Here is a 26,712-nt window from a genome sequence, read left to right as displayed (position 1 = left end):
GAATTTCGTAGCTGAGATGAAACCGAGGGCCTTACGTTCCGGATCCCGGCACCGCATCGCGGCGCCGGGATCCAGCTCGATCACTCTTCCAGTTCCATGTTGATCGCCAGCGAGCGGATTTCCTTCACCAACACGTTGAAGGATTCCGGCATGCCCGCGACCATCTCGTGCTCACCATCGACGATGTTCTTGTACATCTGGTTGCGGCCCTGCACGTCGTCGGACTTCACCGTCAGCATTTCCTGCAGGGTGTAGGCCGCGCCGTAGGCTTCCAGCGCCCAGACTTCCATCTCACCGAAGCGCTGACCACCGAACTGTGCCTTGCCGCCCAGCGGCTGCTGGGTGACGAGCGAGTACGGACCGGTCGAGCGCGCATGCATCTTGTCGTCGACCAAGTGGTTCAACTTCAGGTAGTGCATGTAGCCGACCGTGGTCTTGCGATCGAACGCTTCGCCGGTACGACCGTCGTACAACTGGGTCTGACCGCTCTGCGGCAGTTCGGCCAGTTCCAGCATGCGCTTGATTTCCGCTTCGCTGGCGCCGTCGAACACCGGCGTGGCCATCGGCACGCCATCGATCAGGTTCTTGCCCAGGTTGAGCAATTCCTCATCGCTGAACTGCGACAGGTCCACGCGCTGTGCATTGATCGCGCTGTCGTGGTTGTAGATGTCGTCCAGGAACTTGCGCAGCTCGCTGACCGCCGCCTGGGCTTCCAGCATGCGCTGGATCTTGCGACCCAGGCCCTTGGCGGCCCAGCCCAGATGCACTTCCAGAATCTGGCCGATGTTCATACGCGACGGCACGCCGAGCGGGTTCAGCACAATGTCGACCGGCTCGCCGGTGGCCATGTACGGCATGTCCTCGACCGGCACGACGTTGGAGACCACACCCTTGTTGCCGTGGCGGCCTGCCATCTTGTCGCCCGGCTGGATGCGGCGCTTCACTGCCAGGAACACCTTGACCATCTTCAGCACGCCCGGCGCCAGGTCGTCGCCCTGGGTGATCTTGCCGCGCTTGTCGGCGAAGCGTGCTTCGAATTCCTTCTCGTGCGCCTGGATCTGCTTCTGCGCGCGCTCGATGGCGTCGGCAGCGTCTTCGTCCTTCATGCGCAGCTGGAACCAGTCGGACTTCTTCAGGCCGTCCAGATACGCGTCGGTGACGTTGTCGCCCTTCTTCAGGTTCGGACCGCCGTTGGCGACCTTGCCCACGATCTGCGAACGCAGACGTGCGTAGATGGCCGCTTCCAGGATACGGAACTGGTCGTCGAAGTCCTTCTTGACGCGCTTGATTTCGGACTCTTCGATCTGACGCGCACGCTTGTCCTTCTCGATGCCGTCGCGGGTGAAGACCTGCACGTCGATGACGGTGCCGTCCATGCCCGGGGGCACGCGCAGCGAGCTGTCCTTCACGTCGGACGCCTTCTCACCGAAAATCGCACGCAGCAGCTTTTCTTCCGGGGTCAGCTGGCTCTCGCCCTTCGGCGTGACCTTGCCGACCATGATGTCGCCGGCGCGCACTTCCGCACCGATGTACACCACGCCGCTCTCGTCCAGACGGTTCAGGGCCTGCTCGGACACGTTCGGGATGTCGGCGGAGATTTCCTCCGGCCCCAGCTTGGTGTCGCGCGCAACGCAGGTCAGTTCTTCGATGTGGATCGTGGTGTAACGATCTTCTTCCACAACGCGCTCGGAGAGCAGGATGGAGTCTTCGAAGTTGTAGCCGTTCCACGGCATGAACGCGATCAGCATGTTCTGACCCAGCGCCAGCTCACCGATGTCGGTGGACGGGCCGTCGGCCAGCACGTCGCCGCGCGCGATCACGTCACCCACGTTCACCAGCGGACGCTGGTTGATGCAGGTGTTCTGGTTGGAGCGGGTGTACTTGATCAGGTTGTAGATATCCACGCCGGCATCGGTGCCGCCGCCGATTTCTGCCTCGTTGACCTTGACCACGATGCGGGCCGCGTCGATCTGCTCGATCACGCCACCACGCAAGGCATTGACGGTCACGCCCGAGTCGCGCGCAACCGCACGCTCGATGCCGGTACCGACCAACGGCTTCTGCGAACGCAGCGTCGGCACGGCCTGGCGCTGCATGTTGGCGCCCATCAATGCGCGGTTGGCGTCGTCGTGCTCCAGGAACGGCACCAGCGCCGCGGCGACCGACACGGTCTGCATCGGCGAGACGTCCATGAAGTGCACTTCGGCCGGCGGCTTCAGCAGCGACTCGCCCTGGAACCGGCACGGAACGAACTGCTCGGTGAGCATGTTCTTGGCGTCGGTCAGTGCGTTCGCCTGGGCGATCACGTACTCGTTTTCCTCGATCGCCGACAGGTACTCGACGTCGTCGGAGACCTTGCCGTCCAGCACCTTGCGGTACGGCGTCTCGAGGAAGCCGTACTGGTTGGTGCGGGCGAACACGGCCAGCGAGTTGATCAGGCCGATGTTCGGGCCTTCCGGGGTTTCGATGGTGCAGACGCGGCCGTAATGGGTCGGATGCACGTCGCGCACTTCGAAGCCGGCGCGTTCGCGGGTCAGACCGCCCGGGCCCAGTGCGGAGACGCGACGCTTGTGCGTCACTTCCGACAGCGGGTTGTTCTGATCCATGAACTGCGACAGCTGCGAGGAGCCGAAGAATTCCTTGATCGCGGCAGCCACCGGCTTGGCGTTGATCAGTTCCTGCGGAGTCAGACCCTCGGACTCGGCCATCGACAGGCGCTCCTTGACCGCGCGCTCGACGCGGACCAGGCCCACGCGGAACACGTTCTCGGCCATTTCGCCGACCGAACGCACGCGACGGTTGCCCAGGTGATCGATGTCATCGACCACGCCGCGACCGTTGCGGATCTCGGTGAGCACCTTGATCACTTCCAGGATGTCGGAGGTGTCGGTGTGCTCGGCGACCAGGCGCTTGGATTCTTCGTCGTTGCGCTCGGCAAAGTACTTCTTGTCGTACAGCACCGACTCGCCCAGCACGTCCTTGCGGCCGACGCGACGGTTGAACTTCATGCGGCCGACGGTGGACAGGTCGTAGCGCTCGAAGGTGAAGAACAGATTGTGGAACAGGTTCTGCGCGGCTTCCTTGGTCGGCGGCTCGCCCGGACGCATCATGCGGTAGATCTCGACCAGCGCTTCGAGCTGGGTCTTGGTCGGATCGATACGCAGGGTGTTGGACAGATACGGACCACGGTCCAGATCGTTCACCCACAGGGTGCCGACCGCATCGACGCCGGCCTTGCGGAACGCTGCCAGCTGATCTTCGGTGATCTCGTCGTTGGCATTGGCCAGCAATTCGCCGGTCGAGCCATCGACCACGTCATGCGACAGGATGCGGGTGAGCAGATAGTCGTCCGGCACGGCCAGCGCGGCAACGCCGGCGGCTTCGAGCTGCTTGACGTGACGGGCAGTGATGCGCTTGCCCGCTTCCACGATGACCTTGTCGCCATCGGCCAGGTCGAAGTTCAGCGTTTCGCCACGCAGACGCTCCGGCACCAGCTCCAGCTGCACGCCTTCGTCCGGATTGATATGGAACGTATTGATCTCGAAGAACTCGGCCAGCATCTCTTCGTTGCTGTAGCCAAGCGCGCGCAGCAGGATCGACACCGGCAGCTTGCGGCGACGGTCGATACGGGTGAACAGCGCGTCCTTCGGGTCGAACTCGAAGTCCAGCCAGGAACCGCGGTACGGAATGATGCGGGCGCTGTACAGCAGCTTGCCCGAGCTGTGGGTCTTGCCACGGTCGTGGTCGAAGAACACACCCGGCGAACGGTGCAGCTGCGAGACGATGACGCGCTCGGTGCCGTTGACGATGAAGGTGCCGTTGTCGGTCATCAGCGGGATTTCGCCCAGATAGACCTCCTGCTCCTTCACGTACTTGATGGCCTTGGTCGACGACTCGCGGTCGTAGATCACCAGGCGCACGGTCACGCGCAGCGGCGCGCCATAGCTCATGCCACGCTGACGGCATTCGCGCTCGTCAAACACCGGCTGACCCAGCTTATAGCCCACGTATTCCAGCGCGGCATTGCCGCTGTAGCTGGAAATCGGGAACACCGACTTCAGTGCCGCGTGCAGACCGAGGTCCTTACGCTTGTTCGGCTCCACGTCTTCCTGCAGGAATTCGCGGTAGGAGTCGACCTGGATGGCAAGCAGGAACGGCACTTCGAGAATCGAGCGCTGCTTGCCGAAGTCCTTGCGGATACGCTTTTTTTCGGTGAACGAATAAGACGTCATGAGTCTTCACCCTAGGCTGCGGGGGCCGCGTCGCGGCGGCCCTGAAATAACAAAATTGTCAGTTGGAAGTCGCTGGTATTGCCGGCACCAGCACGCCTTCTCCCGCTACTTCCAACTACCAACTCGGTGAGGCCGGAATCGGGAATGGAGAAATGGGAATCGGATGAGCACGCGATGTTGCATTTGCGATTCCCCAATCCCGATTCTCGATTCCCGCCCGAAACGGCCAAAGGCCGGGAGCTTTACGCTCCCAGCCTTCAGTGCATCACCATGAAACGCTGGCGATGCAAGATGCTGCTTACTTGACTTCGACCTTGGCGCCGGCTTCGGTCAGTTCCTTCTTGATCTTCTCGGCTTCGTCCTTGGTGGCGCCTTCCTTCAGGATGCCACCGGCTTCGGTCAGATCCTTGGCTTCCTTCAGACCCAGGCCGGTCACGGCGCGGACGGCCTTAATGACGCCGACCTTGTTGGCGCCGCAATCAACCAGCACCACGTTGAACTCGGTCTGCTCTTCGACCACGGCGGCCGGGCCAGCTGCAGCGGCAGCGACCGGAGCGGCGGCGGAGACGCCGAACTTTTCTTCGATGGCCTTGACCAGCTCCATCACTTCCATCAGGGACTTCTCGGCGATGGCGTCGACGATCTGTTCGTTGGTAAGGGACATTGTGATTACCTTTAAATGATTTTCTGGATTGGGGTTCTAGCGAACGCTAGGACATCAAGCTTCGGCAGTCTCGGCGACCGGCGCGGCGGCTTCGTCGCCACCACCCTGCTTGTCGCCCACGGCCTTGACGGCACGGGCAAACATGGCAGCCGGTTCGGACAGCACGCGGGCCAGCATGGCCAGGGCCTGATCGCGGGTCGGCAGCGAAGCCAACACGTCGACGTGACCAGCCGGGAACAGTTCCCCGCCGATGGACACGACCTTGGCCTGCAACTTGTCGTTGCCCTTGGCGAATTCCTTGATCAGGCGACCGGCAGCGCCGGGCTCCTCCATCGAAAACGCATACAGCAAAGGACCGACCAGCTTGTCAGCGACGACAGCGAAATCAGTACCTTCAACGGCGCGCGCAGCCAGGGTGTTCTTGACAACTTTCAAGAACACACCGGTTTCGCGGGCCTGCTTGCGCATCGCGGTCATCTGGGAGACCGTGATGCCAGCGTATTCGGCGGCGATCAAGGAGTGAGCCTTGGCGGCGATGTCTGCCAGCTCGGCGACTACTTCTTGCTTCTGAGACAGATTGAGAGCCATTGCACTCCTCCGTTAAAGCCGGGATTGGTGATCGGTGGTTGGTGATTCGTCGAAAGCCATGAAGCAGCCCCTGCAAATCCCCAATGCCGAATCCCAAATCCCCGCTTCAAACTACTCCGCTCGCGGCTCCTGCCGGTTGCGGTCCAGGGCAGCCTCCTTCCTGGAAGCCGGGAACATCGACCGATGTTCCTTTGGTGGCCGTTCTAGACCTGGAGTGGGCTCGATCCGGGATGTCCCAGACGCGCGTAAACCAGAAAGCTCCAGAAGGGCGACACCATCTACGCCGGCCGGCTCTTGCGAACCTGATTAAGCGATCCCGCTGCATCGACGGCGACTCCCTGCCAGTGCGAGCATCCATGCCCGTCGTCGATCTGCGCTGACCGCGCCTGCGGTCTTTGACGGCTACCGCCGGACATGCCGGCGATCGCCTTCAAAATGTCCGTTACCCCAAAGGAGGGAACGGACTCCCAGCACACGGTGACCCGGGCCGGAAAAACAATGCTGTACTACATCGACGGGTCAGGCCAATGACAGGCCCGACCCCTCAACTCACTTCAGCGCAAGGCTGGACTGGTCGACGGTCACGCCAGGGCCCATCGTCGAGCTGACCGACACCTTCTGCAGGTAGGTACCCTTGGAGGTGGCCGGCTTGGCCTTGATCAGGTCCAGCAGCAGCGCCTGCAGGTTCGACTTCAGCGCTTCGTCATCGAAGCTGGCCTTGCCGATGGTGCAGTGGATGATGCCGGCCTTGTCGGTGCGGTAACGCACCTGACCCGACTTGGCATTCTTGACCGCTTCGCCCGGGTTGGCCGACACGGTGCCGACCTTCGGGTTCGGCATCAGGCCGCGCGGGCCCAGCAGGGTGCCGAGCTTACCGACGACGCGCATCGCGTCCGGGGTGGCGATGACCACGTCGTAGCTCAGATCGCCGGCCTGCATCTTCTCGGCCAGGTCGTCCATGCCCACCGCCTCGGCACCAGCGGCCAGGGCTTCGTCAGCCTTGGCACCGGCCGGTGCGAACACGGCAACGCGCACGCTCTTGCCGGTACCGGCCGGCAGCACGGTCGAACCGCGCACCTGCTGGTCGGACTTCTTGGCGTCCACGCCCAGGCGCACGGCAACGTCGATCGACTCGACGAACTTGGCCTTGGTCACGGTCTTCAGGATCTTGATTGCGTCTTCGAAGGCATAGGTCTTGCCCGGAACGACAGCGGCCGCAATGGCCTTAACGCGCTTGCTCTGTGCCATGTCTTAGCCCTCCACCGTCAAACCCATGCTGCGGGCAGAACCCGCAATCGTACGCACTGCCGCTTCCAGCTCGGCCGCCGTCAAATCGGCTTCCTTGACCTTGGCGATCTCTTCCAGCTGCTTGCGCGTCACCTTGCCCACCTTGTCGGTGTTGGGGCGCTTGGAACCGGAAGTCACGCCTGCAGCCTTCTTGAGCAGCACGCTGGCCGGGGTGCTCTTGGTGATGAAGGTGAAGGTACGATCGGAGTACGCGGTGATGACCACCGGCGTCGGCAGACCCGGCTCCAGCTTGGAGGTTGCTGCGTTGAACGCCTTGCAGAATTCCATGATGTTCAGACCGCGCTGACCCAGGGCAGGGCCGACCGGCGGCGCAGGATTGGCCTGACCGGCCTTGACCTGCAACTTGATGTAAGCAGTTATCTTCTTTGCCATTTCGATACTCTCCGGGTGCTAGCGCCTTGACTGCAGGCTCCCCATCGGACCGGGAAATCACGTGTCCCGGCTTCACGTTTCTGACCACACGCAGATGGCTGCCATGCGGCAGCCATTGGTTCCCGGCGGTTCGCCAGGTCAGCGAGCCGCGCACTATAGCAGCATTCAAGGCGGGCGCCTAGACGGCGCCCGGCTAGCTTCAGCCCTTCTCGACCTGGCCGAACTCGAGCTCGACCGGCGTGGAGCGACCGAAGATGAGCACGGCAACCCGCAGCCTGCTCTTCTCGTAATTGACCTCTTCCACCACGCCATTGAAGTCGTTGAACGGACCATCGGTGACGCGCACCATCTGACCCGGCTCGAACAGCACCTTCGGACGCGGCTTCTCGACGCCATCCTGCACACGCTGCAGGATCGCATCGGCCTCTTCGTCGCGAATCGGCAACGGACGGTCAGCGGTGCCGCCAATGAAGCCCATCACCTTGGAAGTTTCCTTCACCAAGTGCCAGCTTTCATTGTCGATGCGCGGAATACCGGCCTCTTCGTGGGTCTCGATCTGCACCAGCACGTAGCCGGGGAAGAACTTGCGCTCGGACCGGCGCTTCTGGCCGGCGCGCATCTCGATGACTTCTTCGGTCGGCACCAACACGTCGCCGAAACGATCTTCCATCTCGGTACGGGCGATACGGTCGCGCAATGCCTGCGCAACGGATTTTTCGAAGCCTGAATAGGCGTGAACGACATACCAACGCTTCACTGCTTGATTCTCCTCAACGAGCCAGGAACCACTGCGTGAGCTTCTGGATGACGAAGTCGAAGCCGCCCAACAGCAAACTCAGAATGATCACAACAACAATCACGACCCAGGTCGTGCGAATGGCTTCCTGGCGCGTCGGCCAGACCACCTTGCGCAACTCGAACCTGGATTCGGACATGAACTCACGGGTCTCCCGGCCTTTGCCGGTTCCCAAAAATACGAATGCGCCCGCCACCAACCCCACGATCACGGCCAGCGCACGCAACTGCGGCGTCCAGGCTCCGAACTGGGTGGCGCGCTCGGGCGCAGAAAACCAGAACCACACAAACAACCCCGCGATCACCAGGAGCGCGGAGATGACGTATTTCACGATATCAGCGCTGGCAGCAGACGCGCTTTTGGAAGGCTCGATTTTGCTATTCATCCGGCTCTAGTTACCGATCTGACCCGAATCGCTGGGCCGGAAAGAGGAGTGGCACGCCAGGAGGGACTCGAACCCCCAACCTGCGGTTTTGGAGACCGCTGCTCTGCCAATTGAGCTACTGGCGTATGTACTCGTTTACCGCAAACCCTAAGACAACGAAGGCGGACCGCGGTTCAGCCGGCCCGCCATTCGTTTGAATCCAGCCGCCGCGAGGCGACTGGATGCAGGCACTTACTTGATGATCTTGGCAACCACGCCGGCGCCGACGGTACGACCGCCTTCACGGATGGCGAAGCGCAGACCTTCGTCCATCGCGACCGGGTTGATCAGGGTCACGACCATCTTCACGTTGTCGCCCGGCATCACCATCTCCACGCCTTCCGGCAGCTGGCAAGCGCCAGTGATGTCGGTGGTACGGAAGTAGAACTGCGGACGGTAGCCCTTGAAGAACGGGGTATGACGGCCACCCTCGTCCTTGGACAGCACGTAGACTTCGGCTTCGAACTCGGTGTGCGGCTTGATCGAACCCGGCTTGCACAGCACCTGGCCACGCTCGACGTCGTCACGCTTGGTGCCGCGCAGCAGCAGACCGGCGTTGTCGCCTGCCTGACCCTGGTCGAGCAGCTTGCGGAACATTTCCACGCCGGTGACGGTGGTCTTCTGCGTGTCGCGGATACCGACGATTTCGATTTCGTCGCCAACCTTGATGATGCCGCGCTCGATACGACCGGTCACCACGGTGCCGCGACCGGAGATCGAGAACACGTCTTCGACCGGCATCAGGAACGGACGGTCGACGTCGCGGGTCGGCTCCGGGATGAAGGTGTCGAGCGCGTCGACCAGCTTCAGGATCGCCGGCACGCCGATGTCGCTCTGATCGCCGTCCAGCGCCAGACGCGCCGAACCGTGGATGATCGGGGTGTCGTCGCCCGGGAAGTCGTACTTGCTGAGCAGCTCGCGCACTTCCATTTCGACCAGCTCGAGCAGCTCGGCGTCGTCGACCATGTCAGCCTTGTTCAGGAACACGACGATGTGCGGCACACCGACCTGACGCGAGAGCAGGATGTGCTCACGGGTCTGCGGCATCGGGCCGTCAGCAGCCGAACACACCAGGATCGCGCCGTCCATCTGCGCCGCACCGGTGATCATGTTCTTGACGTAGTCGGCGTGGCCGGGGCAGTCGACGTGCGCGTAGTGACGGTTCGGGGATTCGTATTCGACGTGTGCGGTCGAAATCGTGATGCCGCGCGCCTTCTCTTCCGGCGCCGCGTCGATCGCGTCATACGCCTTGAACTCGCCACCGAAACGCTCAGCACCGATCTTGGTCAGCGCGGCTGTCAACGTGGTCTTGCCATGGTCAACGTGACCGATGGTGCCGACGTTCACGTGCGGCTTGGTGCGCTCAAATTTAGCTTTTGCCATGGGTGCGTGTCTCGGTAATCGTTTGGAGTTAAAGACGATTGAGTAGTGGTGCTCACGAAAGGAATCGAACCTTCGACCTCCTCCTTACCAAGGAGGTGCTCTACCGACTGAGCTACGTGAGCGAGTTTTGCATTATGCCATGCATTTGCGTTCAATGGAGCGGGAGACGGGAATCGAACCCGCACCATCAGCTTGGAAGGCTGAGGTTCTACCGTTGAACTACTCCCGCGCCGGGAACTGCATGCCACAACGTGAAACTGGTGGAGGGAGGTGGATTCGAACCACCGAAGGCGTAAGCCAGCAGATTTACAGTCTGCCCCCGTTGGCCGCTTGGGTATCCCTCCAGCTTTTACTACCGGACCGGTGCGCGATGAGGCGAATTCGGTTCGGGGTGAAGCAGCCCGTTATTTTGTTGTGGGACGCATGCAGTGTCAACAAAAATTTTGAGCAAATCGTCAGTGCCGAAGACGCGCGACCATCGGGGTCGCGCGCAACCGGTCAGACGTTGAAGCGGAAGTGCAGCACGTCGCCTTCCTGGACGCGGTATTCCTTGCCTTCCAGACGCAGACGCCCCGCATCGCGCGCACCGGCTTCGCCCCGGTGCTTGATGAAGTCGTCGAAGCCGATCGTCTCGGCGCGAATGAAGCCCTTCTCGAAATCGGTATGGATCACCGCTGCCGCCTGCGGCGCGGTCGAGCCAGCCCTGACCGTCCACGCACGCACTTCCTTGACGCCGGCGGTGAAGTAGGTCTGCAGGCCAAGCAACTTGTAGGCCGCGCGGATGACGCGATTCAGACCCGGCTCGTCCAGACCCAGATCGGCCAGGAAGGTGTCGCGATCCTCGTCGTCGAGCTGCGATAGCTCTTCCTCGATCGCTGCCGAGACCGGCACCACTTCGGCGCCTTCGGCCAACGCATGCCGACGCACCGCGTCCAGGTGCGGATTGTTCTCGAAACCGTCCTCAAGCACGTTGGCGATGTACATCACCGGCTTGAGCGTCAACAGGAACAGGTCGCGCACCAGCGCCTTTTCATCGTCGTCCAGGCCGGCTGCACGCCCCGCCTTGCCGTCGGCCAGCGCGGCCTGCAACTTGGCCAGCACCGGTTTGCGCGCCGCGGCATCCTTGTCGCCGCCCTTGGCGCTGCGCTCGGCACGGTTGAGCGCCTTTTCCACGCTGTCCAGATCGGCCAATGCCAGTTCGGTATCGATGGTTTCGATATCGCTGATCGGGTCGACCTTGTTGTTCACATGGATGACGTCGTCATTCTCGAAGCAGCGCACCACGTGGGTGATCGCATCGACTTCGCGGATATGCGCCAGAAACTTGTTGCCCAGCCCTTCGCCGCTGGCCGCACCCGCCACCAGGCCGGCGATATCGACGAACTCGACCGCGGTCGGAATCAGCTTCTGCGGCTTGACGATCTCAGCCAGTTGATTGAGGCGCGGATCCGGCACCGGCACGATGCCGACGTTCGGCTCGATGGTGCAGAACGGAAAATTGGCCGCAGCGATGCCCGCCTTGGTCAGCGCATTGAACAGGGTCGACTTGCCGACGTTGGGCAGGCCGACGATGCCGCATTTGATACCCATGGGTCACATCCGGGATTTGGGATTCGGGATTGGAGATTCGCCATGCCGCACGGCTGCAAATCCCCAATCCCCAATCACGCATCCCTGCTGGTATGCAGGCGCTTCATCGCCTCGTTGAAATTACCCTCCAGTGCCAGCGGCAGGACATCGATGGCCGCATCCACTGCAGTGCCGATTGCCGCGTCGTCGTCGCGCCCTGCCCGTCCCAGCACCCAAGGCACCACACGGTCCTTGTGGCCGGGATGGCCGATGCCGATCCGCAAGCGATGGAATTTACCGTGTCCCAGCAGGCGAATGGTATCGCGCAGGCCGTTCTGGCCGCCGTGGCCGCCATCGAACTTGAGCCGCGCGATGCCCGGCGCAAGATCCAATTCGTCGTGTGCAACGAGCAGTTGCTCCGGCTCGATCTTCCAGAACCGCAACGCGGCGGTGATCGATTTGCCGCTGAGATTCATGAAGGTGGCCGGCTTGAGCAGCCAGACCGACTGCCCGGCGATCTCGACCTTGGCGGTCTCGCCGAACAACTTGGCGTCCAGCCCCCAGCGCACGCCATGGCGCTCGACGAGGGCATCGACGAAACGAAACCCGGCGTTGTGCCGGGTTTGCGCGTGTTCCGGACCGGGATTCCCGAGTCCGACAATCAGGCGGAGTGCAGACATGCCAGTGACCGCAGCCGATCCCGCGCAGTGCGAGGGATCGGCCGACGGCTTACTTGGTCTCGGCGCCTTCGCTGCCTTCTTCACCGGCAGCGTCTTCTTCCTCGATCCGCACGTGCTTGGCAGCAACCACCGCCACGTCGTGCTCCTTGCCCAGCTTCAGCTCCGGAATTTCCACACCGGCCGGCAGCTTGATCTCGGACAAGTGGATCACGTTGCCCACTTCCAGGGCACCCAGGTCCACTTCGATGAACTCCGGCAGATCCTTCGGCAGGCAGACGACCTGAACTTCGTTGAGTTCGTGGGTGACGACCACTTCGCTGGACTTACCGGCCGGCGATGCTGCTTCGTTGATGAAGTGCAGCGGCACGGCGGCGCTGAGCTTCTCGTTGGCGCTGACGCGCTGGAAGTCGATGTGGATGATCAGCTGCTTGAACGGATGGCGCTGCATGTCACGCAGCAGCACCTGCTGCACGTCGCCATTGAGGTTCAGGTCGAGGATCGACGAGTAGAACCACTCGTTCTGCTGGGCAAGCCAGATCTGCTCGTGGTTGAGCTGGATGCTGACCGGCTCGAGTTCGCCACCGTAAACGATGGCCGGAATGACGCCAGCGTGACGTAGGCGGCGGCTCGCACCCTTCCCCTCGTTCGCGCGGCGCTCGACCTTGATTTCGTGAGTCTTTGCCATGTTGTTTCACTACCTAGATTGGAATACCGCCTCGCGGCGATGAAGCGTCTCACCCGCGACCAGGCGAGACGTGGTACCGGCACCCGGAACTCCGGGCGCCGAATGCGGCATCAGTCGACGTAGAGCGAACTCACCGACTCGCCGAAGGCGATGCGGCGAATGGTCTCGGCCAGCAGTTCGGCCACGCTCAGCTGACGAATCTTGGCGCAGGTGCGCGCGGCTTCGTTCAGCGGAATCGTGTCGGTGACCACCAGCTCGTCGAGCTGCGAATTGTTGATGTTGTCCACTGCCGGGCCGGACAGCACCGGGTGAGTGATGTAGGCCACCACCTTGAGCGCGCCGCGCTGCTTCAGCGCTGCTGCGGCGGCGCACAGGGTCCCGGCAGTATCGACCAGATCATCGACCAGCACGCAGGTCTTGCCCTGCACATCGCCGATGATGTTCATCACCGTGGCGACGTTGGCGCGCGGACGGCGCTTGTCGATGATGGCCAGATCCGCATCGTCCAGGCGCTTGGCGACGGCGCGCGCGCGCACCACGCCGCCCACGTCCGGCGATACCACGATCAGGTTGTCGGTGCCGTAGGCGCGCCAGATGTCGGCCAGCAGCAGCGGCGAGGCATAGACGTTATCGACCGGCACGTCGAAGAAGCCCTGGATCTGGTCGGCGTGCAGATCGACCGTCAACACGCGGTCGGCCTCCATTGCGCAGATCATCTTGGCGGCGACCTTGGCGGTGATCGGCACGCGCGAGGAACGCATGCGGCGGTCCTGGCGCGAGTAGCCGAAGTACGGAATGACCGCGGTCACCGACGCGGCGCTGGCGCGCTTGAGCGCGTCGATCAGCACCAGCAGCTCCATCAGGTTTTCCGCGCTAGGCGCGCAGGTCGGCTGGATCACGAACACTTCCTGCCGACGCACGCTTTCTTCGATCTCGACCTGCACCTCGCCATCGGAGAAGCGCGTGACCAGCGCCTTGCCCATGCGAACGCCGAGCTCCTTGCAGATGCTCAGGGCAAGCGGTTTGTTGGCATTGCCGGAGAACACCAGCAGGTTACGTTGGTCTTGCATGGGATCTCTCGGGCGGCGGCAAAGAGCGTGCGGGCGATGATGGAGCTGGACAAAGCCGACCAAATGCCGGGCTTTTCGTTGAATCTCCGCACATGGATGTGCGGGCTGTTGCAGGGGACCTGCATATACGGCTGTTGCAGAGGGACCTGCATGTACGACTGGTGCAGGGGGACCTGCATCAACAACTGGCAGGGGCGGTAGGATTCGAACCTACGAATGCCAGGATCAAAACCTGGTGCCTTGGGCCTCTTGGCGACGCCCCTGCATCAAACCTGTCTCGCATCCAGGACGTCGAGCAGTGGCGAGTGCGCTGCACCTTCCACGACCCACGCCCTCAGGCTGTCCGGCAACTGCACCGTGGCCTGCTCTGCAGCAGCGCGCGTGGCGAATTCGACGAAACACCCGCCCCCTGACCCGGTCAAACGCGGCGTCCCGATCCTGGACAGCGCCTGGAACACTGCCTCGATGGCGGGTTCACGGCGCCGCAGAACCGGCTCGAACGCATTGTCGAGCAGAGAACCCGAAGCGAAGTCCGCTATTTTCACGGGCGCGGCATCCCGCGTCAATTCCCGTGATTGAAATAAGACCGGGGTGGGCACATGAATTCCCGGATCGACCAGCACGTAGGACGCTGCCGGGAGACCGATCGGGGACAGTTGCTCGCCAACACCCTCGGCCCAGGCATTGTGCCCGTGCACGAACACCGGCACGTCGGCACCCAGCCGCAGCCCCAGTTCGGCCAGGGTGTCGACCGGCAAGCCCAGGCCCCACAAGGCGTTCAGCGCGACCAGCACGGTGGCGGCATCCGACGAGCCGCCGCCGAAGCCGCCGCCGGCGGGAATGCGTTTGTCGACCCGGATGTCGGCGCCGGCCTGCGTGCCCGCGCTGGATTGCAGCAGGCGCGCGGCCCGGATGACCAGGTCATCGGCTTCCGCCACGCCGGGCAGGCTGTCGCCGATGCGCCGGATCAGCCCGTCGTTGCGCACACGAAGATGAATGGTATCCCCCCAGTCCAGCAGCCGGAACACGGTCTGCAGCAGGTGGTAGCCATCGGCGCGGCGCCCGACGATCTGCAGGAACAGGTTGAGCTTGGCCGGCGCAGGCCAGGCCGACCAGCCCGTCTCCAGCGCGGACATCAGGGCGATACCGTCCACTGATCGACCAGCAGACGCACCTTGGCCTCGCCGTTGCGGGCTTCGATGCGCTGCGGCAGCTCGGGTTGCCCGGCACCGGCCGGCGCCCAGGCGAGAAAGTCGATCGTCCAGCCATCCTGCCGCACGGTACGTGGCCGCCCGGCCGCATCCAGATCCGCGCGCTCGGCACGGGCGTCGGCAATGCGCAGCGCGCGGACCCAGTCCGGCATCTGGTTGACCGGGATGGTCCAGCCGGTCGCTTCCAGCAGCACCTGCTCGGCATCCGGACCGCTGCGCGGGCCGCCGTCCAGCCCTTCCAGGCGTCCGCCGCCGCTGGCGGTGTCGCCGGTGAGCACCCAGCTCTGCCGGGTCACCGGCGCGCTGAGCTGCACGCGGTATTTCGCACCGTCCTGCTGCCAGTCGATGCGGCCGCTACCGCCGCTGCTGCCCTTGCTGATCGCAACCCGGCCCTGGAACGACCAGGCCGGATGCGCCTGCAGCCAGGCCTGGCGTGCGGCTTCGGCTTCACGCGCACCCTCGGAGACCTGCTCGACCACTGCGGCACCACCGCCCTGCCCGCGCGGCACGCTGACGCAGGCGGACAGCCCGACCAGCACCAGCCCGCTCAGGACCAGTGTTCGGATCGCCCCGCTCATAGCCCGAATTTTTCCACGGCGCGTTGCAGCGCGCGGTTGTCCGGATCCAGGCGCCGCGCTTCATCGAAGTAGCGCCGCGCCTCATCCTGCTTGCCGCTGACCCACAGCACCTCGCCCACGTGCGCGGCGATTTCCGGGTCCTTGACCAGGGCCCAGGCGCGGCGCAGTTGCACCAGGGCTTCCTTGGTGCGGCCCATTCGATACAGCACCCAGCCGTAGCTGTCGACGATAGCCGGGTTATCCGGGTCGGCGGTGCGGGCGCGGTCGATCAGCGCCAGCGCTTCCTTGTAGCGGGTGGTGCGGTCGGCCAGGGTGTAGCCCAGCGCGTTCAGCGCCGCCACGTTTTCCGGTTCGGCCACCAGGATCTTGCGCAGATCGGCCTCGGCACGCGCGACATCGTCACGGCGCTCCCAGGCCAGGCCGCGGGCGTACAGCAGCGCGCCGTCGTCCGGATAGGCGGCCAGGCCGCGTTCGAAGGCATCCAGTTCGCCCGCTGCGTCGTCGGCGCGCTGGTGCAGCTCGGCTTCGAGCACGTAGGCGTCGCGACGCGCGTCGTCGTCGGCGCTGGCATCGCTCTGCAATGCGCGCGCTTCGGCGAGCGCCTCGGGCTTGCGGCCCAGCTCGTACAGGGCGCTGGCGGCGCGCAGGCGTGCCTCGCTCAGCTGCGGCCCCCCGGGCACGCCGCGATACCACTCCACTGCCTCGTCATAGCGCTTGAGGAATTCGGCGATCTTGCCGAGCAGCAGGCGGCGGTCCGGGTCGGGCTTGGTGGCGTTGCTCTTGAGCTCGCCGTACAGCGCCTCCAGCGCGCTGCGATCCTTTTCCTTGGCCAGCATGGAGGCACGCAGCCCGTAGGTCTGGGTGTCCTGCGGCCCGGTCGACAAGACCCGCGCGGCGGCTTCGGTCTGCCCCATGGCGTCGTAGGCAAAGGCCAGCGCGCCACGCAGCTCGGAATCCTTGACTGCCTGCGGCTCGACATTCTTCAGCAGTGCCAGCGCTTCGTCGTTCTTGCCTTCCTGCTGCAGCTGGGTGGCGTGCAACAAGGCCACGCGCGGCTCTTCGGGGAAGCGGCGCACCACTTCGTCGACGATGCGTTTGGCCAGCGCCGGGCGCTCCATGCGCAGGGCAAGCCGGCCGAATTCCTGCCAGGCTTCGATCTGATTGGGGATGGCGCCGGCCTTGACCAGGTCTTCGAGCACGTCGGCCGAGGCTTCCGGCTCGCGCCCGCCATTGGCCAGGGCGATCAGGGCGAAGCGCCAGCCGCGCGGGTCTGGCTCCTTGAGCAGGCCGAGCAGGTCACGGCGGGCGGTACGCAAGTCGTTGCGGCGCAAGGCCAGCGAGGCTTCGGTGCTGCGCATGGACATCGACGAGGGTGCGCGGGCACGCCACAGCGCCAGGGCCTCGATCGCACGCGGGTCGTCGTTGGCCAGCATGGCGATGCGGGCAGCGCGTTCGGCCAGCCCGGCGTCGCCGGCCTCGGCCTTGGCGGCATCCAGGTAGGCGCGGGCGGCATCGTCCAACTGCCCGGCCTGCAAGGCAAATTCGCCGGCGAGCACCGGCTCCAGCGAGGTGGTGCCAGCGCGACCGGTCGGCGGCGCGGGCGGTGCTTTCTTGGGTGCTGCAGTGGCACTGGTGGAGACTGCGACCAGCAAAAGAACACACAGGATGCGAATCGGTACAGGCATCGGGGGCAACCGGGCCGTAAAATGGGGCCCTGAATGGCCGCCAGCTTATCGCAAGCAACTGAACAATGACGTTGTGGGTGCTCGGACTGAATCACCAGACCGCACCTGTGGACCTGCGCGAACGCGCGGCGTTCGCAGGTGACGCGTTGCCGCGCGCGCTCGAATCCCTGCGCGCGTTGCCGCAGGTGCGCGAGGCCGCGTTGCTGTCCACCTGCAACCGCACCGAGCTGTATGCGATGTCCGACGACCCGCACAGCCTGGTGAGCTGGCTGGAGACCCATGCGCCGGGCTTGAGCGGCTACCTGTATCAGCACCAGGAGGAAGCGGCGGTGCGCCACCTGTTCCGCGTCGCCACCGGTCTGGACTCGATGGTGCTGGGCGAGCCGCAAATCCTGGGCCAGGTGAAGGACGCCTGGGCAGTGGCACGTGCACATGGCGCACTGGGCAGCGGACTGGACCGCCTGTTTCAGCAGACCTTCTCGGTCGCCAAGCGGGCGCGCACCGATACGCGCGTCGGTGCCAATCCGGTGTCGGTGGCCTCCACTGCGGTGCGACTGGCGCAGGAATCCTTTGCGCGACTCAACGAGTCCACCGTGCTGCTGATCGGCGCGGGCGAAACCATCGAGCTTGCGGCCAAGCATCTGAGCGAAGGCCGCGTGCGCCGCTTGTTGATCGCCAATCGCACGCTTGCGCATGCGCAGACGCTGGCCAGCCAGCACGGCGGTTACGCCCTGCCGCTGACCGATCTGGACCGCCATCTGGCCGAAGCCGACGTGGTGTTCTCGGCCACCGCCGCGCGCGAGCCGATCGTGACGCGGGTGCAGGTGGAACAGGCGCTGCGCGCGCGCAAGCGCAAGCCGATGCTGCTGTTCGACCTGGCGGTGCCGCGCGACATCGAAGCCTCGGTGGCCGAGCTCAGCGACGCCTACCTGTACACCGTGGACGACCTGGAACGCGCGGTGGAAGACAACCGCCGCGGCCGCCGTGAAGCCGCCGACCAGGCCGAAGCCATCATCGACCTGCAGGTGGCTCGCTATGTCGAGACCTTGCAGGCCAACGCGCGCCAGGCGCCGCTCAAACGCTTGCGCGCGTTCGGCGACAGCACCCGCGACGAACTGCTGGCCAAGGCGCGCCAGCAATTGCACAACGGCAAGCCGGCCGACGAAGTACTGGAACAGCTGGCGCATGCGCTGACCAACCGGCTACTGCATCCGCCCACTGCCGCGCTGCGCGATGCCGCGCTCAACAACGACCTGGAATTGACCAGCGCGGCCGACCGGCTGTTCCCGGAAAAACCGGGTTACCAACATCCCCCTGTAGCCACCCCGATCGTGAGGACCGATGACGCCGACCCTGCGCCGTAAGCTCGAAGCGCTGGCCGAGCGCCGCGAAGAACTGCAGCACCTGCTCTCCGACCCCGATGTGATCAACAACAACGACAAGTTCCGCACGCTGTCGCGCGAACTGTCGCAGCTGGAGCCGGTGGCCGTGGCCCTGGAAGACGAAGCGCGCGCCAAGGCCGACCTGAGCGCGGCCGAAGCGATGCGCAACGATCCGGAAATGCGCGAGCTGGCCGAAGAGGAGATCGCCGCCGCACAGGCGCGCCTGGAAGAACTGGATGCGCAACTGGCCTTGCTGCTGGTGCCGCGCGACCCGCGCGATGACGGCAACCTGTTCCTGGAAGTACGCGCCGGTACCGGCGGCGACGAGGCGGCGATCTTTGCCGGCGACCTGTTCCGCATGTACGCGCGTTATGCCGAGCGCCAGGGCTGGAAGGTGGAAATCGAATCCGACAGCCCCGGCGAGCACGGCGGCTACAAGGAAGTGGTGGCACGGGTGGTCGGACGCGGCGCGTATTCGCGGCTGAAGTTCGAGTCCGGCACCCACCGCGTGCAGCGCGTGCCGGCGACCGAGTCGCAGGGCCGCATCCACACCTCGGCGGCGACGGTGGCGATCATTCCGGAAGCCGACGATGTGGAAGAGATCGTGATCAACCCGGCCGACCTGAAAGTGGACACCTTCCGCTCGTCCGGTGCCGGCGGCCAGCACGTCAACAAGACCGAGTCGGCGATCCGCATCACCCATGTGCCCAGCGGCGTGGTGGTGGAATGCCAGACCGAGCGCAGCCAGCACGCCAACCGCGACAAGGCGATGAAGCGGCTGAAGGCGCAATTGGTGGAAGCCGAACGCAGCAAGGCGGCCGCCGCCGAAGCGCAGACGCGCAAGCTGCAGGTCGGCAGCGGCGACCGCAGCCAGCGCATCCGCACCTACAGCTTCCCGCAGGGCCGCATCACTGACCACCGCGTGGAGGGCCTGACGCTGTACGACCTGCCCAACATCATCGAAGGCGATCTGGATGCACTGATCGCACGACTGCTGCATGAGCATCAGGCCGACGAACTGGCACGGTTGAGCGACAGCCCGTGAGTGCGCAGGTCCCGCGCGAGCTGCTGCAGCTGCGCGAGGCGGTGCGACGCCAGCCGGGTGATTTCATCGCCTGGCTGATGCTGGCCGATGCCGAACTCGGCATGGGCGCAATCGCTGCAGGCGAGGCCGCGGTGCAACGCGCGCTTGCACTGCAGCCGGGCCATCCGGAAGCGGTGGCGCGGCTTGGCCGGGTGCGCTGGACACAGCAACGGCATGCCGACGCGGCAGCGTTGTTGCAGCAGGCATCGGACCTGGTGCCGCAGCATCCGGGCATCGCGCTATGGCTGGGGCATGCATTGGAAGATGCAGGCCAGGCCGAAGCGGCCGCGGCCGCGTATACGCGTGCGCACCAGTTGCTGCCCGACGAGCCATATATCGCTGCGCAACTGCTCAACTGGCGACGCCGCCTGTGCGATTGGCGCGAACTGGATGCGCTTGCTGCGCAGGTGCGCAGCGCCGTGGCGCAGGGCGCTGCTGCGGTGGAACCGTTCGCCTTCCTGAGCGAGGACGCCAGCGCTGCCGAACAGCTGGCCTGTGCACGGACGCGCGCGCAGGCAGTCGCTGCGATGTTGCGCCCGTTACCGCCGACTGCCGTGCGCAGCCAGGGCGGGTTGCGGCTCGGCTTCGTTTCCAACGGGTTTGGTGCACATCCCACCGGCTTGCTGACGGTCGCGTTGTTCGAAGCGCTGAAGCGCCGGCAGCCGGCGCTGCAACTGCATCTGTTCGCCACCAGCCATGACGACCGCAGCGAGATCCGCGTGCGCCTGGCGCAGGCCACCACGCTGCACGATGTCACCGCGCTCGGGCACCTGGCCACTGCGCAGCACATCCGCGACCAGGGCATCGATCTGCTGTTCGACCTGCGCGGCTGGGGCGGCGGCGGGCGCCCGGAAGTGTTCGCACTGCGGCCGGCGCCGCTGCAGCTCAACTGGCTGGCATATCCAGGCACGTCGGGCGCGCCGTGGATGGACTATGTGCTGGGCGATGCGTTTGCGCTGCCGCCGGCGCTGGAGCCGTTCTACCGCGAGCGCGTGCTGCGCCTGAACGGTGCGTTTCAACCGTCGGACACCTCGCGCGTGATCGCCGAGCCGCCGTCGCGGGCGCAGTGCGGCCTGCCCGAGCATGGCGTGGTGCTGTGCTGCTTCAACAACAGCTACAAGCTCAATCCGCGCAGCATGGCGCGCATGCTGGCAGTGTTGCGTGCGGTACCGGGCAGCGTGCTGTGGCTGTTGTCCGGACCGGGCGAGGCCGACGCACGCCTGCGTGCGGTAGCGCAGACGCAGGGCGTGGCTGCGCAGCGCCTGGTGTTCATGCCGAAACTGCCGCACGCCCAGTATCTGGCGCGTTACCGGCATGCGGACCTGTTCCTGGATACGTATCCGTACAACGCGCATACCACCGCATCGGATGCCTTATGGGCGGGTTGCCCGGTGTTGACCACGCCCGGCGAGACATTTGCCGCGCGCGTGGCCGGCAGCCTGAATCATCATCTGGGGCTGGATGAGATGAATGTGGCCGATAACGCTGCGTTCGTGGCCAAGGCGGTGGCGTTGGCGAGTGACCCAGCGGCGTTGAGTGCATTGCGTGCGCGGGTGGCGGAGCGTCGGCGCGAGTCGGGCGTGTTCGATATGGATGGGTTTGCCGACGGGTTCGCGGATCTATTGCAAGCACTCGCGCGCCAACATGGTTGGTTGGGTAACTAGCGGGCTGCTTGCCTTTTTCAAGGTAGATGGCTGTCTTCCGCCGCACCCTCACCCCCAGGCACGCGCGCCCAGCTGTGCCTCCTCGCCCCAGCGGGAGAGGTGCTTCAAAGCGTCATTGAGTTTCTTCGAGACCTTTTCAGGTCATGGAAACAACGTGCAGAGCGGCAGCGTGGCCGGGGATTGGCGGAGAGCGGCACACGGATGTGCCGCGGCGGCGAGTCAGACAGGATGTCTGCCGAGCCGAGGAGCCGATCCCCGGCCGCGCTGCCGCCCTCACCGAAGCGAGTACCGACAGGCATCTTGCTTCGCCGTACCCTCACCCCAGCCCCTATCCCGGCGGGAGAGGGGCGTCCAACCTTGCGGCGTGGGCGCTCGGCGGAACGCACACCAGGGGCGCGTAAGCTGTGCCTTCTCGCCCCGCAGGGAGAGCGACTTATCGATTTGCCACGAACTGTCAGTTGCTAATTGCCAGTATCAGCGAACCCGCTGGCAATCAATGTTGTGCGGCTTCACGCCGTGGTGCTGTACCCGGTCGTTCCGGCTCGCTAGGCTTGGGGCATGCCTTCCAATCTCGACTTCATTCCCTTGCACCTGTGCGTGCTGACGGTGTCCGACAGCCGCACGCTGGCCGATGATCGCTCCGGCGACTATCTGGTCGATGCCCTCACTCACGACGGTCACCTGCTGCACGAGCGCGCCCTGTGTCCGGACGATCGCTACCGCATGCGCGCGATCGTCTCTGCGTGGATCGCCGATGCGCAGGTCGACGGCATCCTGATCACTGGCGGCACCGGCTTTACCGGCCGTGACAGCACGCCGGAGGCGATCACCCCGTTGCTGGACAAGACCATGCCCGGTTTCGGCGAATTGTTCCGCGCGGTCAGTGTCGACGAAATCGGCACCTCGTCGCTGCAGTCACGCGCGTTTGCGGGGCTGGCCAATCACAGCTTCGTGTTCTGCCTGCCCGGCTCCACCTCGGCCTGCCGCACGGCCTGGGAAAAGATCGTGCGTGCGCAGCTGGATGCGCGGACCAAGCCCTGCAATCTGGCGACACTGCGTCCACGTCTGGGCGAATAGCCTGCGCGCTCCATCGCTGTCGGAACGCGCATGTCGCACCTGAAACGCAAGGCCTACAAGAAGTTGCTGGCACCGCTGCAGCTGGAACTGGTCAACATGGCCCGCTGGCTGCGCCATACCAACCAGCGCGCGCTGGTACTGGTGGAAGGCCGCGACACCGCCGGCAAGGGCGGTGTGATCCAGGCCATCGCCAGCCATCTGAACCCGCGCCAGTGCCGGGTGGTGGCGTTGCCGACACCCAACGATCGCGAAAGCACGCAATGGTATTTCCAGCGCTATGTGGCGCACCTGCCGGCGGCCGGCGAGTTGGTGCTGATGGATCGCAGCTGGTACAACCGCGCCGGCGTGGAACGGGTGATGGGCTATTGCACCGACGCGCAATACAACGCGTTTCTGGAGCAGGCGCCGCGCTTCGAACAACTGCTGGTCGACGACGGCATCCTGCTGTTCAAGTATTGGCTGTGCGTGGATCAGGCCGAGCAGGAACAGCGCTTTGCCGAACGCCAGGAAGATCCGCTCAAGGGCTGGAAATTGTCACCGGTGGACCTGCAGTCACGCAGCAAGTACGAGGACTACACCGCCGCGCGCGAGCGCATGCTCGAGGTGACGCATACGCCGGACGCGCCGTGGACGCTGGTGGATTTCAACGACCAGAAGCGCGGCCGGTTGAGCCTGATCCGCAATCTGCTGGATCGGCTCCCGGACACCGCGGTGCCCGATGACACGCTGCAGCTGCCGCCACTGGACGGCAAGCCGCACAAGGAACGTTACGGCGTGCTGGAACCGATCGACGATTACGCCGGCCAGTCCTGAGAGATCTCGTCGCTGGCCGCGGTGGCGCGCGGCAACGGATACAGGCCGGCCTGGCGCTCGGCCTGCTCGGCCTGCAGCACAAGCTGGCTCAGGCGCTGGCTGAACAGCTGCATGAAACCGCGATGCAGCGGGCGCATCGCTTCGATGTAATCGACGTCGTCGGCCTGCGCGCCGAGCGGGCTGCAGGACGACAGCAGCACTTCGTCCAGGCGTAGCGCGCTATCGGGCAGACGCACCAGCGCGGCGCGGCGCAACCAGTCGCGCATGCCCTGGCGGTACTCGGCGGCCAGGATGTAGGCCACTTCGACCTGATCCAGGTCCACGTCCGGATTCCACGCCAGCACCTGGATGACCTGGGAGCGCTCGTCCAGCATGCGGCTTTCGGCAACCAGGCCGTGCAATTGCTGCAGCAGACGCCATTGGACGCCGGCGGCCTCGCGCTGCGGGGCCGGCATGGTCTCGATCGCCAGCGCCAGGCGGCGTGCGAACAGCGCCGGCACCTCGGCCAGGACGATCGGGCCGGCATCGGCGCCAAGCAGGAAACGTTCGGTGCGCAGCGTGGCGGTGTCGGGCAGGTAGCCGTCCTGCAGCGGGCGCATCACGCCGTGGTCGAGCAGCGACAGCACCACATCCAGCCAGTAGCGACGCTCCTGTTGCAGCGCGCGGTTCGCGGTGGCGTTCTGCCAGGCCGGACGGAGATCGTCCAGACGCGAGATGCAGGCCTGGGCATCCAGGGTGTCCCAGGGCGCACGGGTAGCGTCGTTGGGATCGAAATTCTCCACGCTGAGCATGCCGCCGCCGAAGTGGTGCCAGGCTGCGCCGCGCTGGGTGCCGGCAGGATCCGGCCTGGAGGCCGACAGCGGCACCGCGGGGGCCGGGCGCAACAGCGCCGCGTAGGCGTCGGCCCAGGAATCGGGCAGACGCGCCGACAGCGGATAGCTGGCAGCGGACGCGCCCAGGCCGTGACGTGCGAGCTTCAGGCTCCACAGCACCGCAGCGATCACGATGCCGCCGAAGATCCAGGCCAGCAGCCAGCTGGTGGCCGCCTGCCCTGGCTGCAGCACGCGGGTCTGCGGCTGCAGAAACAGCAACCAGCCGCTGCCCGACAGGACGCCCAAATACAGCCATGGCGCCAGCTGCGCCAGGCGACGGTTGCGGGCAGGCAGTTCGTGCCCGTCGGTGTGATCTTGAGATGGAGCGGCCATATATTCCCCCTGCACGCCTGATCGCGCTGACAAGGTTATCGGCGACGCATCGCAAGTCTGTTGGCCTGCCCGGCTGGCAGCGACTCAGCCAGTTACAAATTCTTCAGTCGGCGGCTGCGCGCAGGGCGTGCGGGTCACCGCCGCCACCCTGGCCGCCGGCGGACCTTGCCATAACCAGGTTTCCAGCGCGTCCAGCGCGGCGTCGGGCCCGGCAGCGACCACCTCCACGCTGCCGTCGGGCTGGTTGCGCGCATGCCCACGCAGGCCCAGCGCAACCGCGCGCTCGCGGGTGGAGGCGCGGAACCACACGCCCTGCACCACGCCGGTGACGATAAAGCGCGCCGCCTGCATCAGCCGGCCTTGCCGGTGATGCCCACCGCCGTCTCGATGTCGCGTGCGGTCACCGGGCCGAGGAACTGCTTGGCCACCTTGCCGTCCGGCCCGATCAGATACGTCATCGGCAACCCGCGCGGCGTGGCGAAGTCCTGCGGCGGCTGGTAGGGGTCGAGGATGGCGATCGGGTACGACACCGGGTGGTCCTTCAGGAACGCCTGCATGTCGGCGCTGCTGATGTCTTCATAGGCCAGGCCCACCACTTCGATGGTGTCGCGCATGGTGTGCAGCGCCGACAGCTCGGGCATTTCCTTCAGGCATGGCGCGCACCAGGTGGCCCAGAAATTGACCACCACCCACTTGCCGCGATGCGCGGCCAGGTCATAGGCCTCGCCGGTCACGGTCGGCAGCGACAGCTTGGGCATCTCGGCGGTCTGCTGCACCACCGAGGTGTCGGTTGGGCTGGCCGGGTCGGCGGGGGCGGCCGGCGTTTGCGGTGTTTGTGCGGTGGTCGCCGGCGCTGCACCGCCGGCGGCGGGCGTGCCCTCGCCGGTGGGTTTGCAGGCGGTCAGCAACACCAGCGGCAACAGCAGCGCACAGGCGCCGCGCACAAGGCGCACGGTCATGTAAGGTCTCCGGGAAGGTGGGTGTAGAGGTCGCCGACCGGTTGCGCCAGCACGCTGCGCAAGGGTTGGCGCAGTTGTTCCAGCGCAGCGGCAGCGGCCTGGCCGTAGGCATCGTCGCGGCACGGCAGGGGGCGGTCTTCGATCGGCACGCGCAGCTGGCAGCTTTCGTAGAGTTCGGCCAGCGGCACCACGTCCAGGTCGCGTGCCAGCAGCCACTGACCGCGCTCGTCGCGGCGCAGCAGGCGGATGCGTTTGAGTTCGCACAGCAACTCCTGCATCAGCGTGTCGGTGAGCATCGGCTCCAGCGCCAGGATGCGGTCTTCGTCCAGCCCGTTGCCGTGGATGCGTGCCTGGCGGAAGCGGCCGAGCAGGCGCAGCAGGCCATAGATCTCGAAACCCGGCGGCAGCCGCATCGCTTCGGGCTGGTAGCGGAATGCCGCCATCGAGGAGGCCAGCGAGGCGCCCAGCAGCACCGAGACCCAGCTCAGGTAGATCCACAACAGCAGGATCGGCAGCGCCGACAGCGCGCCGTAAATGCGCTGATAGGTCTGGAAATTGCCCAGATAGAAGCCGAAGCCCCATTTGACGATTTCCATCAGGATCACCGCCAGCAACGCGCCCGGCAACGCATGCCGCAGGCGTACCCCATGCTGCGGCACCACGCGGTAGATCAGCACGATGCAGACGAATTCCACCGCCATCGGCGCCAGCCGCCAGGCGAATTCGGCCAGCCACTGGCCTTCGGTGGTGCGGAATAGCGGCAGCGCGAACACGTAGGCGGCCATCGCCATCGAGGCGGCGGCCAGCATGGTGCCCAGGGTCAGCACCGTCCAGTAGATCAGGAAGCGTGTCACCTTCGGGCGTGCGGCGGCCACCCGCCAGATGCTGTTGAAGGTCTGCTCGATGCTGTGCAGGGTGATCAGCAGCGAGGCCACCAGCGCGACCATACCGGCCACGGTGAACTTGCCCAGGTCCTCCAGCGAACGATTGAGGTAGTTCTGCACCGAGCGCGCCGCGCCGGGCACGAAGTTGTTGAAGATGAAGTCGGTCAGCGCGTCCTTCCACTCGTTGAAGGCCGGGAACGCCGACAGCACCCCGAATACGACGATCGCCAGCGGCACCAGCGCAAATACCGTGGTATAGGCGAGCGAGGCGGCCGCCTGGAACAGGCGGTCGTCGAGAAAGCGGCGCCACAGGAAGCGCCCGAAGCTGACCGTCCGCGCGCGGTCGCGCAGCCGTTCTTTCCATTGGTGGATTTTGTTCACACGCGACATCGCGCAAGG

The 26,712-nt window shown here is 65.1% G+C and carries 24 protein-coding genes and 5 tRNA genes; 5 read left to right on the top strand and 24 right to left on the bottom strand.

From position 1 onward, the window contains the following. Nucleotides 1-80 precede the first annotated feature (80 nt). The 20 genes from rpoB to AC1PLA_RS05060 form a co-directional block, all read right to left on the bottom strand. Nucleotides 81-4,232 (bottom strand): DNA-directed RNA polymerase subunit beta, encoded by a 4,152-nt coding sequence (rpoB, locus tag AC1PLA_RS05155; protein WP_016900677.1) that lies wholly within the window; start codon nucleotides 4,230-4,232, stop codon nucleotides 81-83. A gap of 298 nt (nucleotides 4,233-4,530) precedes the next feature. Next, a complete protein-coding gene (rplL, locus tag AC1PLA_RS05150; protein ID WP_016900679.1) occupies nucleotides 4,531-4,896 on the bottom strand; it encodes a 50S ribosomal protein L7/L12 in 366 nt (121 codons plus the stop codon). Nucleotides 4,897-4,950: 54 nt separating this feature from the next. Then, a complete protein-coding gene (rplJ, locus tag AC1PLA_RS05145; RefSeq protein WP_016900680.1) occupies nucleotides 4,951-5,484 on the bottom strand; it encodes a 50S ribosomal protein L10 in 534 nt (177 codons plus the stop codon). Between the two features lie 549 nt (nucleotides 5,485-6,033). After that, nucleotides 6,034-6,732 carry a 50S ribosomal protein L1 gene (rplA, locus tag AC1PLA_RS05140; protein ID WP_016900681.1) on the bottom strand — a complete coding sequence of 233 codons (699 nt, stop codon included), beginning with the start codon at nucleotides 6,730-6,732 and terminating at the stop codon, nucleotides 6,034-6,036. 3 nt (nucleotides 6,733-6,735) lie between these two features. Further along, on the bottom strand, nucleotides 6,736-7,164 hold the full coding sequence (rplK, locus tag AC1PLA_RS05135; protein ID WP_016900682.1) for a 50S ribosomal protein L11: 429 nt from the start codon (nucleotides 7,162-7,164) through the stop codon (nucleotides 6,736-6,738). A 199-nt stretch (nucleotides 7,165-7,363) separates the two neighbouring features. Next, nucleotides 7,364-7,921 (bottom strand): transcription termination/antitermination protein NusG, encoded by a 558-nt coding sequence (gene nusG, locus AC1PLA_RS05130; protein ID WP_016900683.1) that lies wholly within the window; start codon nucleotides 7,919-7,921, stop codon nucleotides 7,364-7,366. 13 nt (nucleotides 7,922-7,934) lie between these two features. Next, nucleotides 7,935-8,345 carry a preprotein translocase subunit SecE gene (gene secE, locus AC1PLA_RS05125; protein WP_016900684.1) on the bottom strand — a complete coding sequence of 137 codons (411 nt, stop codon included), beginning with the start codon at nucleotides 8,343-8,345 and terminating at the stop codon, nucleotides 7,935-7,937. Between the two features lie 49 nt (nucleotides 8,346-8,394). Next, nucleotides 8,395-8,470: transfer RNA gene (locus AC1PLA_RS05120), tRNA-Trp, on the bottom strand. 106 nt (nucleotides 8,471-8,576) lie between these two features. Further along, complete coding sequence (gene tuf / locus AC1PLA_RS05115) at nucleotides 8,577-9,767, bottom strand: elongation factor Tu (RefSeq protein WP_024938571.1); 1,191 nt, start codon at nucleotides 9,765-9,767, stop codon at nucleotides 8,577-8,579. Nucleotides 9,768-9,813: 46 nt separating this feature from the next. Further along, nucleotides 9,814-9,889, bottom strand: a tRNA-Thr gene (locus AC1PLA_RS05110). Nucleotides 9,890-9,922: 33 nt separating this feature from the next. Further along, nucleotides 9,923-9,996: transfer RNA gene (locus AC1PLA_RS05105), tRNA-Gly, on the bottom strand. 29 nt (nucleotides 9,997-10,025) lie between these two features. Beyond that, nucleotides 10,026-10,111 (bottom strand) — tRNA-Tyr (locus AC1PLA_RS05100). 154 nt (nucleotides 10,112-10,265) lie between these two features. Beyond that, nucleotides 10,266-11,357 carry a redox-regulated ATPase YchF gene (ychF, locus tag AC1PLA_RS05095; RefSeq protein ID WP_016900686.1) on the bottom strand — a complete coding sequence of 364 codons (1,092 nt, stop codon included), beginning with the start codon at nucleotides 11,355-11,357 and terminating at the stop codon, nucleotides 10,266-10,268. A 74-nt stretch (nucleotides 11,358-11,431) separates the two neighbouring features. Next, on the bottom strand, nucleotides 11,432-12,016 hold the full coding sequence (pth, locus tag AC1PLA_RS05090; RefSeq protein WP_167704705.1) for an aminoacyl-tRNA hydrolase: 585 nt from the start codon (nucleotides 12,014-12,016) through the stop codon (nucleotides 11,432-11,434). 49 nt (nucleotides 12,017-12,065) lie between these two features. Beyond that, nucleotides 12,066-12,701 (bottom strand): 50S ribosomal protein L25/general stress protein Ctc, encoded by a 636-nt coding sequence (locus AC1PLA_RS05085; protein ID WP_016900688.1) that lies wholly within the window; start codon nucleotides 12,699-12,701, stop codon nucleotides 12,066-12,068. A gap of 110 nt (nucleotides 12,702-12,811) precedes the next feature. Next, nucleotides 12,812-13,771: a ribose-phosphate diphosphokinase gene (locus AC1PLA_RS05080; protein ID WP_002811729.1), complete on the bottom strand. Its 960-nt coding sequence runs from the start codon at nucleotides 13,769-13,771 to the stop codon at nucleotides 12,812-12,814. A 186-nt stretch (nucleotides 13,772-13,957) separates the two neighbouring features. Beyond that, nucleotides 13,958-14,034, bottom strand: a tRNA-Gln gene (locus AC1PLA_RS05075). A 3-nt stretch (nucleotides 14,035-14,037) separates the two neighbouring features. Beyond that, the gene (ispE, locus tag AC1PLA_RS05070; protein ID WP_481105718.1) at nucleotides 14,038-14,925 is read right to left on the bottom strand and encodes a 4-(cytidine 5'-diphospho)-2-C-methyl-D-erythritol kinase; all 888 of its coding nucleotides are present in this window, start codon (nucleotides 14,923-14,925) and stop codon (nucleotides 14,038-14,040) included. Continuing rightward, nucleotides 14,907-15,560 carry a lipoprotein insertase outer membrane protein LolB gene (lolB, locus tag AC1PLA_RS05065; protein ID WP_481105717.1) on the bottom strand — a complete coding sequence of 218 codons (654 nt, stop codon included), beginning with the start codon at nucleotides 15,558-15,560 and terminating at the stop codon, nucleotides 14,907-14,909. Before lolB ends, ispE begins: the two co-directional genes overlap by 19 nt. Further along, nucleotides 15,557-17,245, bottom strand: coding sequence for a tetratricopeptide repeat protein (locus AC1PLA_RS05060; RefSeq protein WP_481105716.1), 1,689 nt, complete (start codon nucleotides 17,243-17,245; stop codon nucleotides 15,557-15,559). The genes lolB and AC1PLA_RS05060 overlap by 4 nt, the downstream gene beginning before the upstream one ends. A 65-nt stretch (nucleotides 17,246-17,310) precedes the next feature. Here AC1PLA_RS05060 and hemA point away from each other — a divergent pair, with 65 nt between their 5' ends. From hemA to ppk2, 5 genes are all read left to right on the top strand, one after another. Then, nucleotides 17,311-18,609, top strand: coding sequence for a glutamyl-tRNA reductase (gene hemA / locus AC1PLA_RS05055; RefSeq protein WP_481105715.1), 1,299 nt, complete (start codon nucleotides 17,311-17,313; stop codon nucleotides 18,607-18,609). Continuing rightward, on the top strand, nucleotides 18,587-19,672 hold the full coding sequence (gene prfA / locus AC1PLA_RS05050) for a peptide chain release factor 1 (RefSeq protein ID WP_481105714.1): 1,086 nt from the start codon (nucleotides 18,587-18,589) through the stop codon (nucleotides 19,670-19,672). Before hemA ends, prfA begins: the two co-directional genes overlap by 23 nt. Continuing rightward, complete coding sequence (locus tag AC1PLA_RS05045; protein WP_481105713.1) at nucleotides 19,669-21,375, top strand: O-linked N-acetylglucosamine transferase, SPINDLY family protein; 1,707 nt, start codon at nucleotides 19,669-19,671, stop codon at nucleotides 21,373-21,375. Before prfA ends, AC1PLA_RS05045 begins: the two co-directional genes overlap by 4 nt. A gap of 558 nt (nucleotides 21,376-21,933) precedes the next feature. Continuing rightward, on the top strand, nucleotides 21,934-22,452 hold the full coding sequence (gene moaB, locus AC1PLA_RS05040) for a molybdenum cofactor biosynthesis protein B (protein WP_039510148.1): 519 nt from the start codon (nucleotides 21,934-21,936) through the stop codon (nucleotides 22,450-22,452). 30 nt (nucleotides 22,453-22,482) lie between these two features. Further along, complete coding sequence (ppk2, locus tag AC1PLA_RS05035; RefSeq protein WP_104593905.1) at nucleotides 22,483-23,265, top strand: polyphosphate kinase 2; 783 nt, start codon at nucleotides 22,483-22,485, stop codon at nucleotides 23,263-23,265. Here the strand turns inward: ppk2 and AC1PLA_RS05030 are convergent. From AC1PLA_RS05030 to AC1PLA_RS05015, 4 genes are all read right to left on the bottom strand, one after another. Further along, nucleotides 23,247-24,470, bottom strand: coding sequence for a hypothetical protein (locus AC1PLA_RS05030; RefSeq protein ID WP_126968013.1), 1,224 nt, complete (start codon nucleotides 24,468-24,470; stop codon nucleotides 23,247-23,249). The genes ppk2 and AC1PLA_RS05030 overlap by 19 nt on opposite strands. An 84-nt stretch (nucleotides 24,471-24,554) precedes the next feature. Beyond that, complete coding sequence (locus tag AC1PLA_RS05025; RefSeq protein WP_104593907.1) at nucleotides 24,555-24,821, bottom strand: acylphosphatase; 267 nt, start codon at nucleotides 24,819-24,821, stop codon at nucleotides 24,555-24,557. Continuing rightward, entirely contained in the window at nucleotides 24,821-25,429 is a 609-nt protein-coding gene (locus tag AC1PLA_RS05020; RefSeq protein ID WP_016900699.1) for a TlpA family protein disulfide reductase, read from the bottom strand. The genes AC1PLA_RS05025 and AC1PLA_RS05020 overlap by 1 nt, the downstream gene beginning before the upstream one ends. Beyond that, nucleotides 25,426-26,703 carry a YihY family inner membrane protein gene (locus AC1PLA_RS05015; RefSeq protein WP_115510485.1) on the bottom strand — a complete coding sequence of 426 codons (1,278 nt, stop codon included), beginning with the start codon at nucleotides 26,701-26,703 and terminating at the stop codon, nucleotides 25,426-25,428. The genes AC1PLA_RS05020 and AC1PLA_RS05015 overlap by 4 nt, the downstream gene beginning before the upstream one ends. Nucleotides 26,704-26,712 lie beyond the last annotated feature (9 nt).

The sequence above is a fragment of the Xanthomonas sp. NCPPB 1826 genome (genome assembly GCF_056725285.1).
This window is presented reverse-complemented; position numbering and strand designations above follow the sequence as displayed.

Coding starts and splice junctions, on each gene's coding strand:
- ppk2 (WP_104593905.1), top strand. CDS start 22,483: ATGTCGCACCTGAAACGCAAGGCCTACAAGAAGTTGCTGGCACCGCTG.
- AC1PLA_RS05020 (WP_016900699.1), bottom strand. CDS start 25,429: ATGACCGTGCGCCTTGTGCGCGGCGCCTGTGCGCTGCTGTTGCCGCTG.
- AC1PLA_RS05030 (WP_126968013.1), bottom strand. CDS start 24,470: ATGGCCGCTCCATCTCAAGATCACACCGACGGGCACGAACTGCCTGCC.
- lolB (WP_481105717.1), bottom strand. CDS start 15,560: ATGAGCGGGGCGATCCGAACACTGGTCCTGAGCGGGCTGGTGCTGGTC.
- secE (WP_016900684.1), bottom strand. CDS start 8,345: ATGAATAGCAAAATCGAGCCTTCCAAAAGCGCGTCTGCTGCCAGCGCT.
- hemA (WP_481105715.1), top strand. CDS start 17,311: ATGACGTTGTGGGTGCTCGGACTGAATCACCAGACCGCACCTGTGGAC.
- AC1PLA_RS05085 (WP_016900688.1), bottom strand. CDS start 12,701: ATGGCAAAGACTCACGAAATCAAGGTCGAGCGCCGCGCGAACGAGGGG.
- rplL (WP_016900679.1), bottom strand. CDS start 4,896: ATGTCCCTTACCAACGAACAGATCGTCGACGCCATCGCCGAGAAGTCC.
- AC1PLA_RS05025 (WP_104593907.1), bottom strand. CDS start 24,821: ATGCAGGCGGCGCGCTTTATCGTCACCGGCGTGGTGCAGGGCGTGTGG.
- rplK (WP_016900682.1), bottom strand. CDS start 7,164: ATGGCAAAGAAGATAACTGCTTACATCAAGTTGCAGGTCAAGGCCGGT.
- tuf (WP_024938571.1), bottom strand. CDS start 9,767: ATGGCAAAAGCTAAATTTGAGCGCACCAAGCCGCACGTGAACGTCGGC.
- prfA (WP_481105714.1), top strand. CDS start 18,587: ATGACGCCGACCCTGCGCCGTAAGCTCGAAGCGCTGGCCGAGCGCCGC.
- AC1PLA_RS05080 (WP_002811729.1), bottom strand. CDS start 13,771: ATGCAAGACCAACGTAACCTGCTGGTGTTCTCCGGCAATGCCAACAAA.
- AC1PLA_RS05015 (WP_115510485.1), bottom strand. CDS start 26,703: ATGTCGCGTGTGAACAAAATCCACCAATGGAAAGAACGGCTGCGCGAC.
- AC1PLA_RS05060 (WP_481105716.1), bottom strand. CDS start 17,245: ATGCCTGTACCGATTCGCATCCTGTGTGTTCTTTTGCTGGTCGCAGTC.
- moaB (WP_039510148.1), top strand. CDS start 21,934: ATGCCTTCCAATCTCGACTTCATTCCCTTGCACCTGTGCGTGCTGACG.
- rpoB (WP_016900677.1), bottom strand. CDS start 4,232: ATGACGTCTTATTCGTTCACCGAAAAAAAGCGTATCCGCAAGGACTTC.
- ychF (WP_016900686.1), bottom strand. CDS start 11,357: ATGGGTATCAAATGCGGCATCGTCGGCCTGCCCAACGTCGGCAAGTCG.
- rplA (WP_016900681.1), bottom strand. CDS start 6,732: ATGGCACAGAGCAAGCGCGTTAAGGCCATTGCGGCCGCTGTCGTTCCG.
- rplJ (WP_016900680.1), bottom strand. CDS start 5,484: ATGGCTCTCAATCTGTCTCAGAAGCAAGAAGTAGTCGCCGAGCTGGCA.
- pth (WP_167704705.1), bottom strand. CDS start 12,016: ATGTCTGCACTCCGCCTGATTGTCGGACTCGGGAATCCCGGTCCGGAA.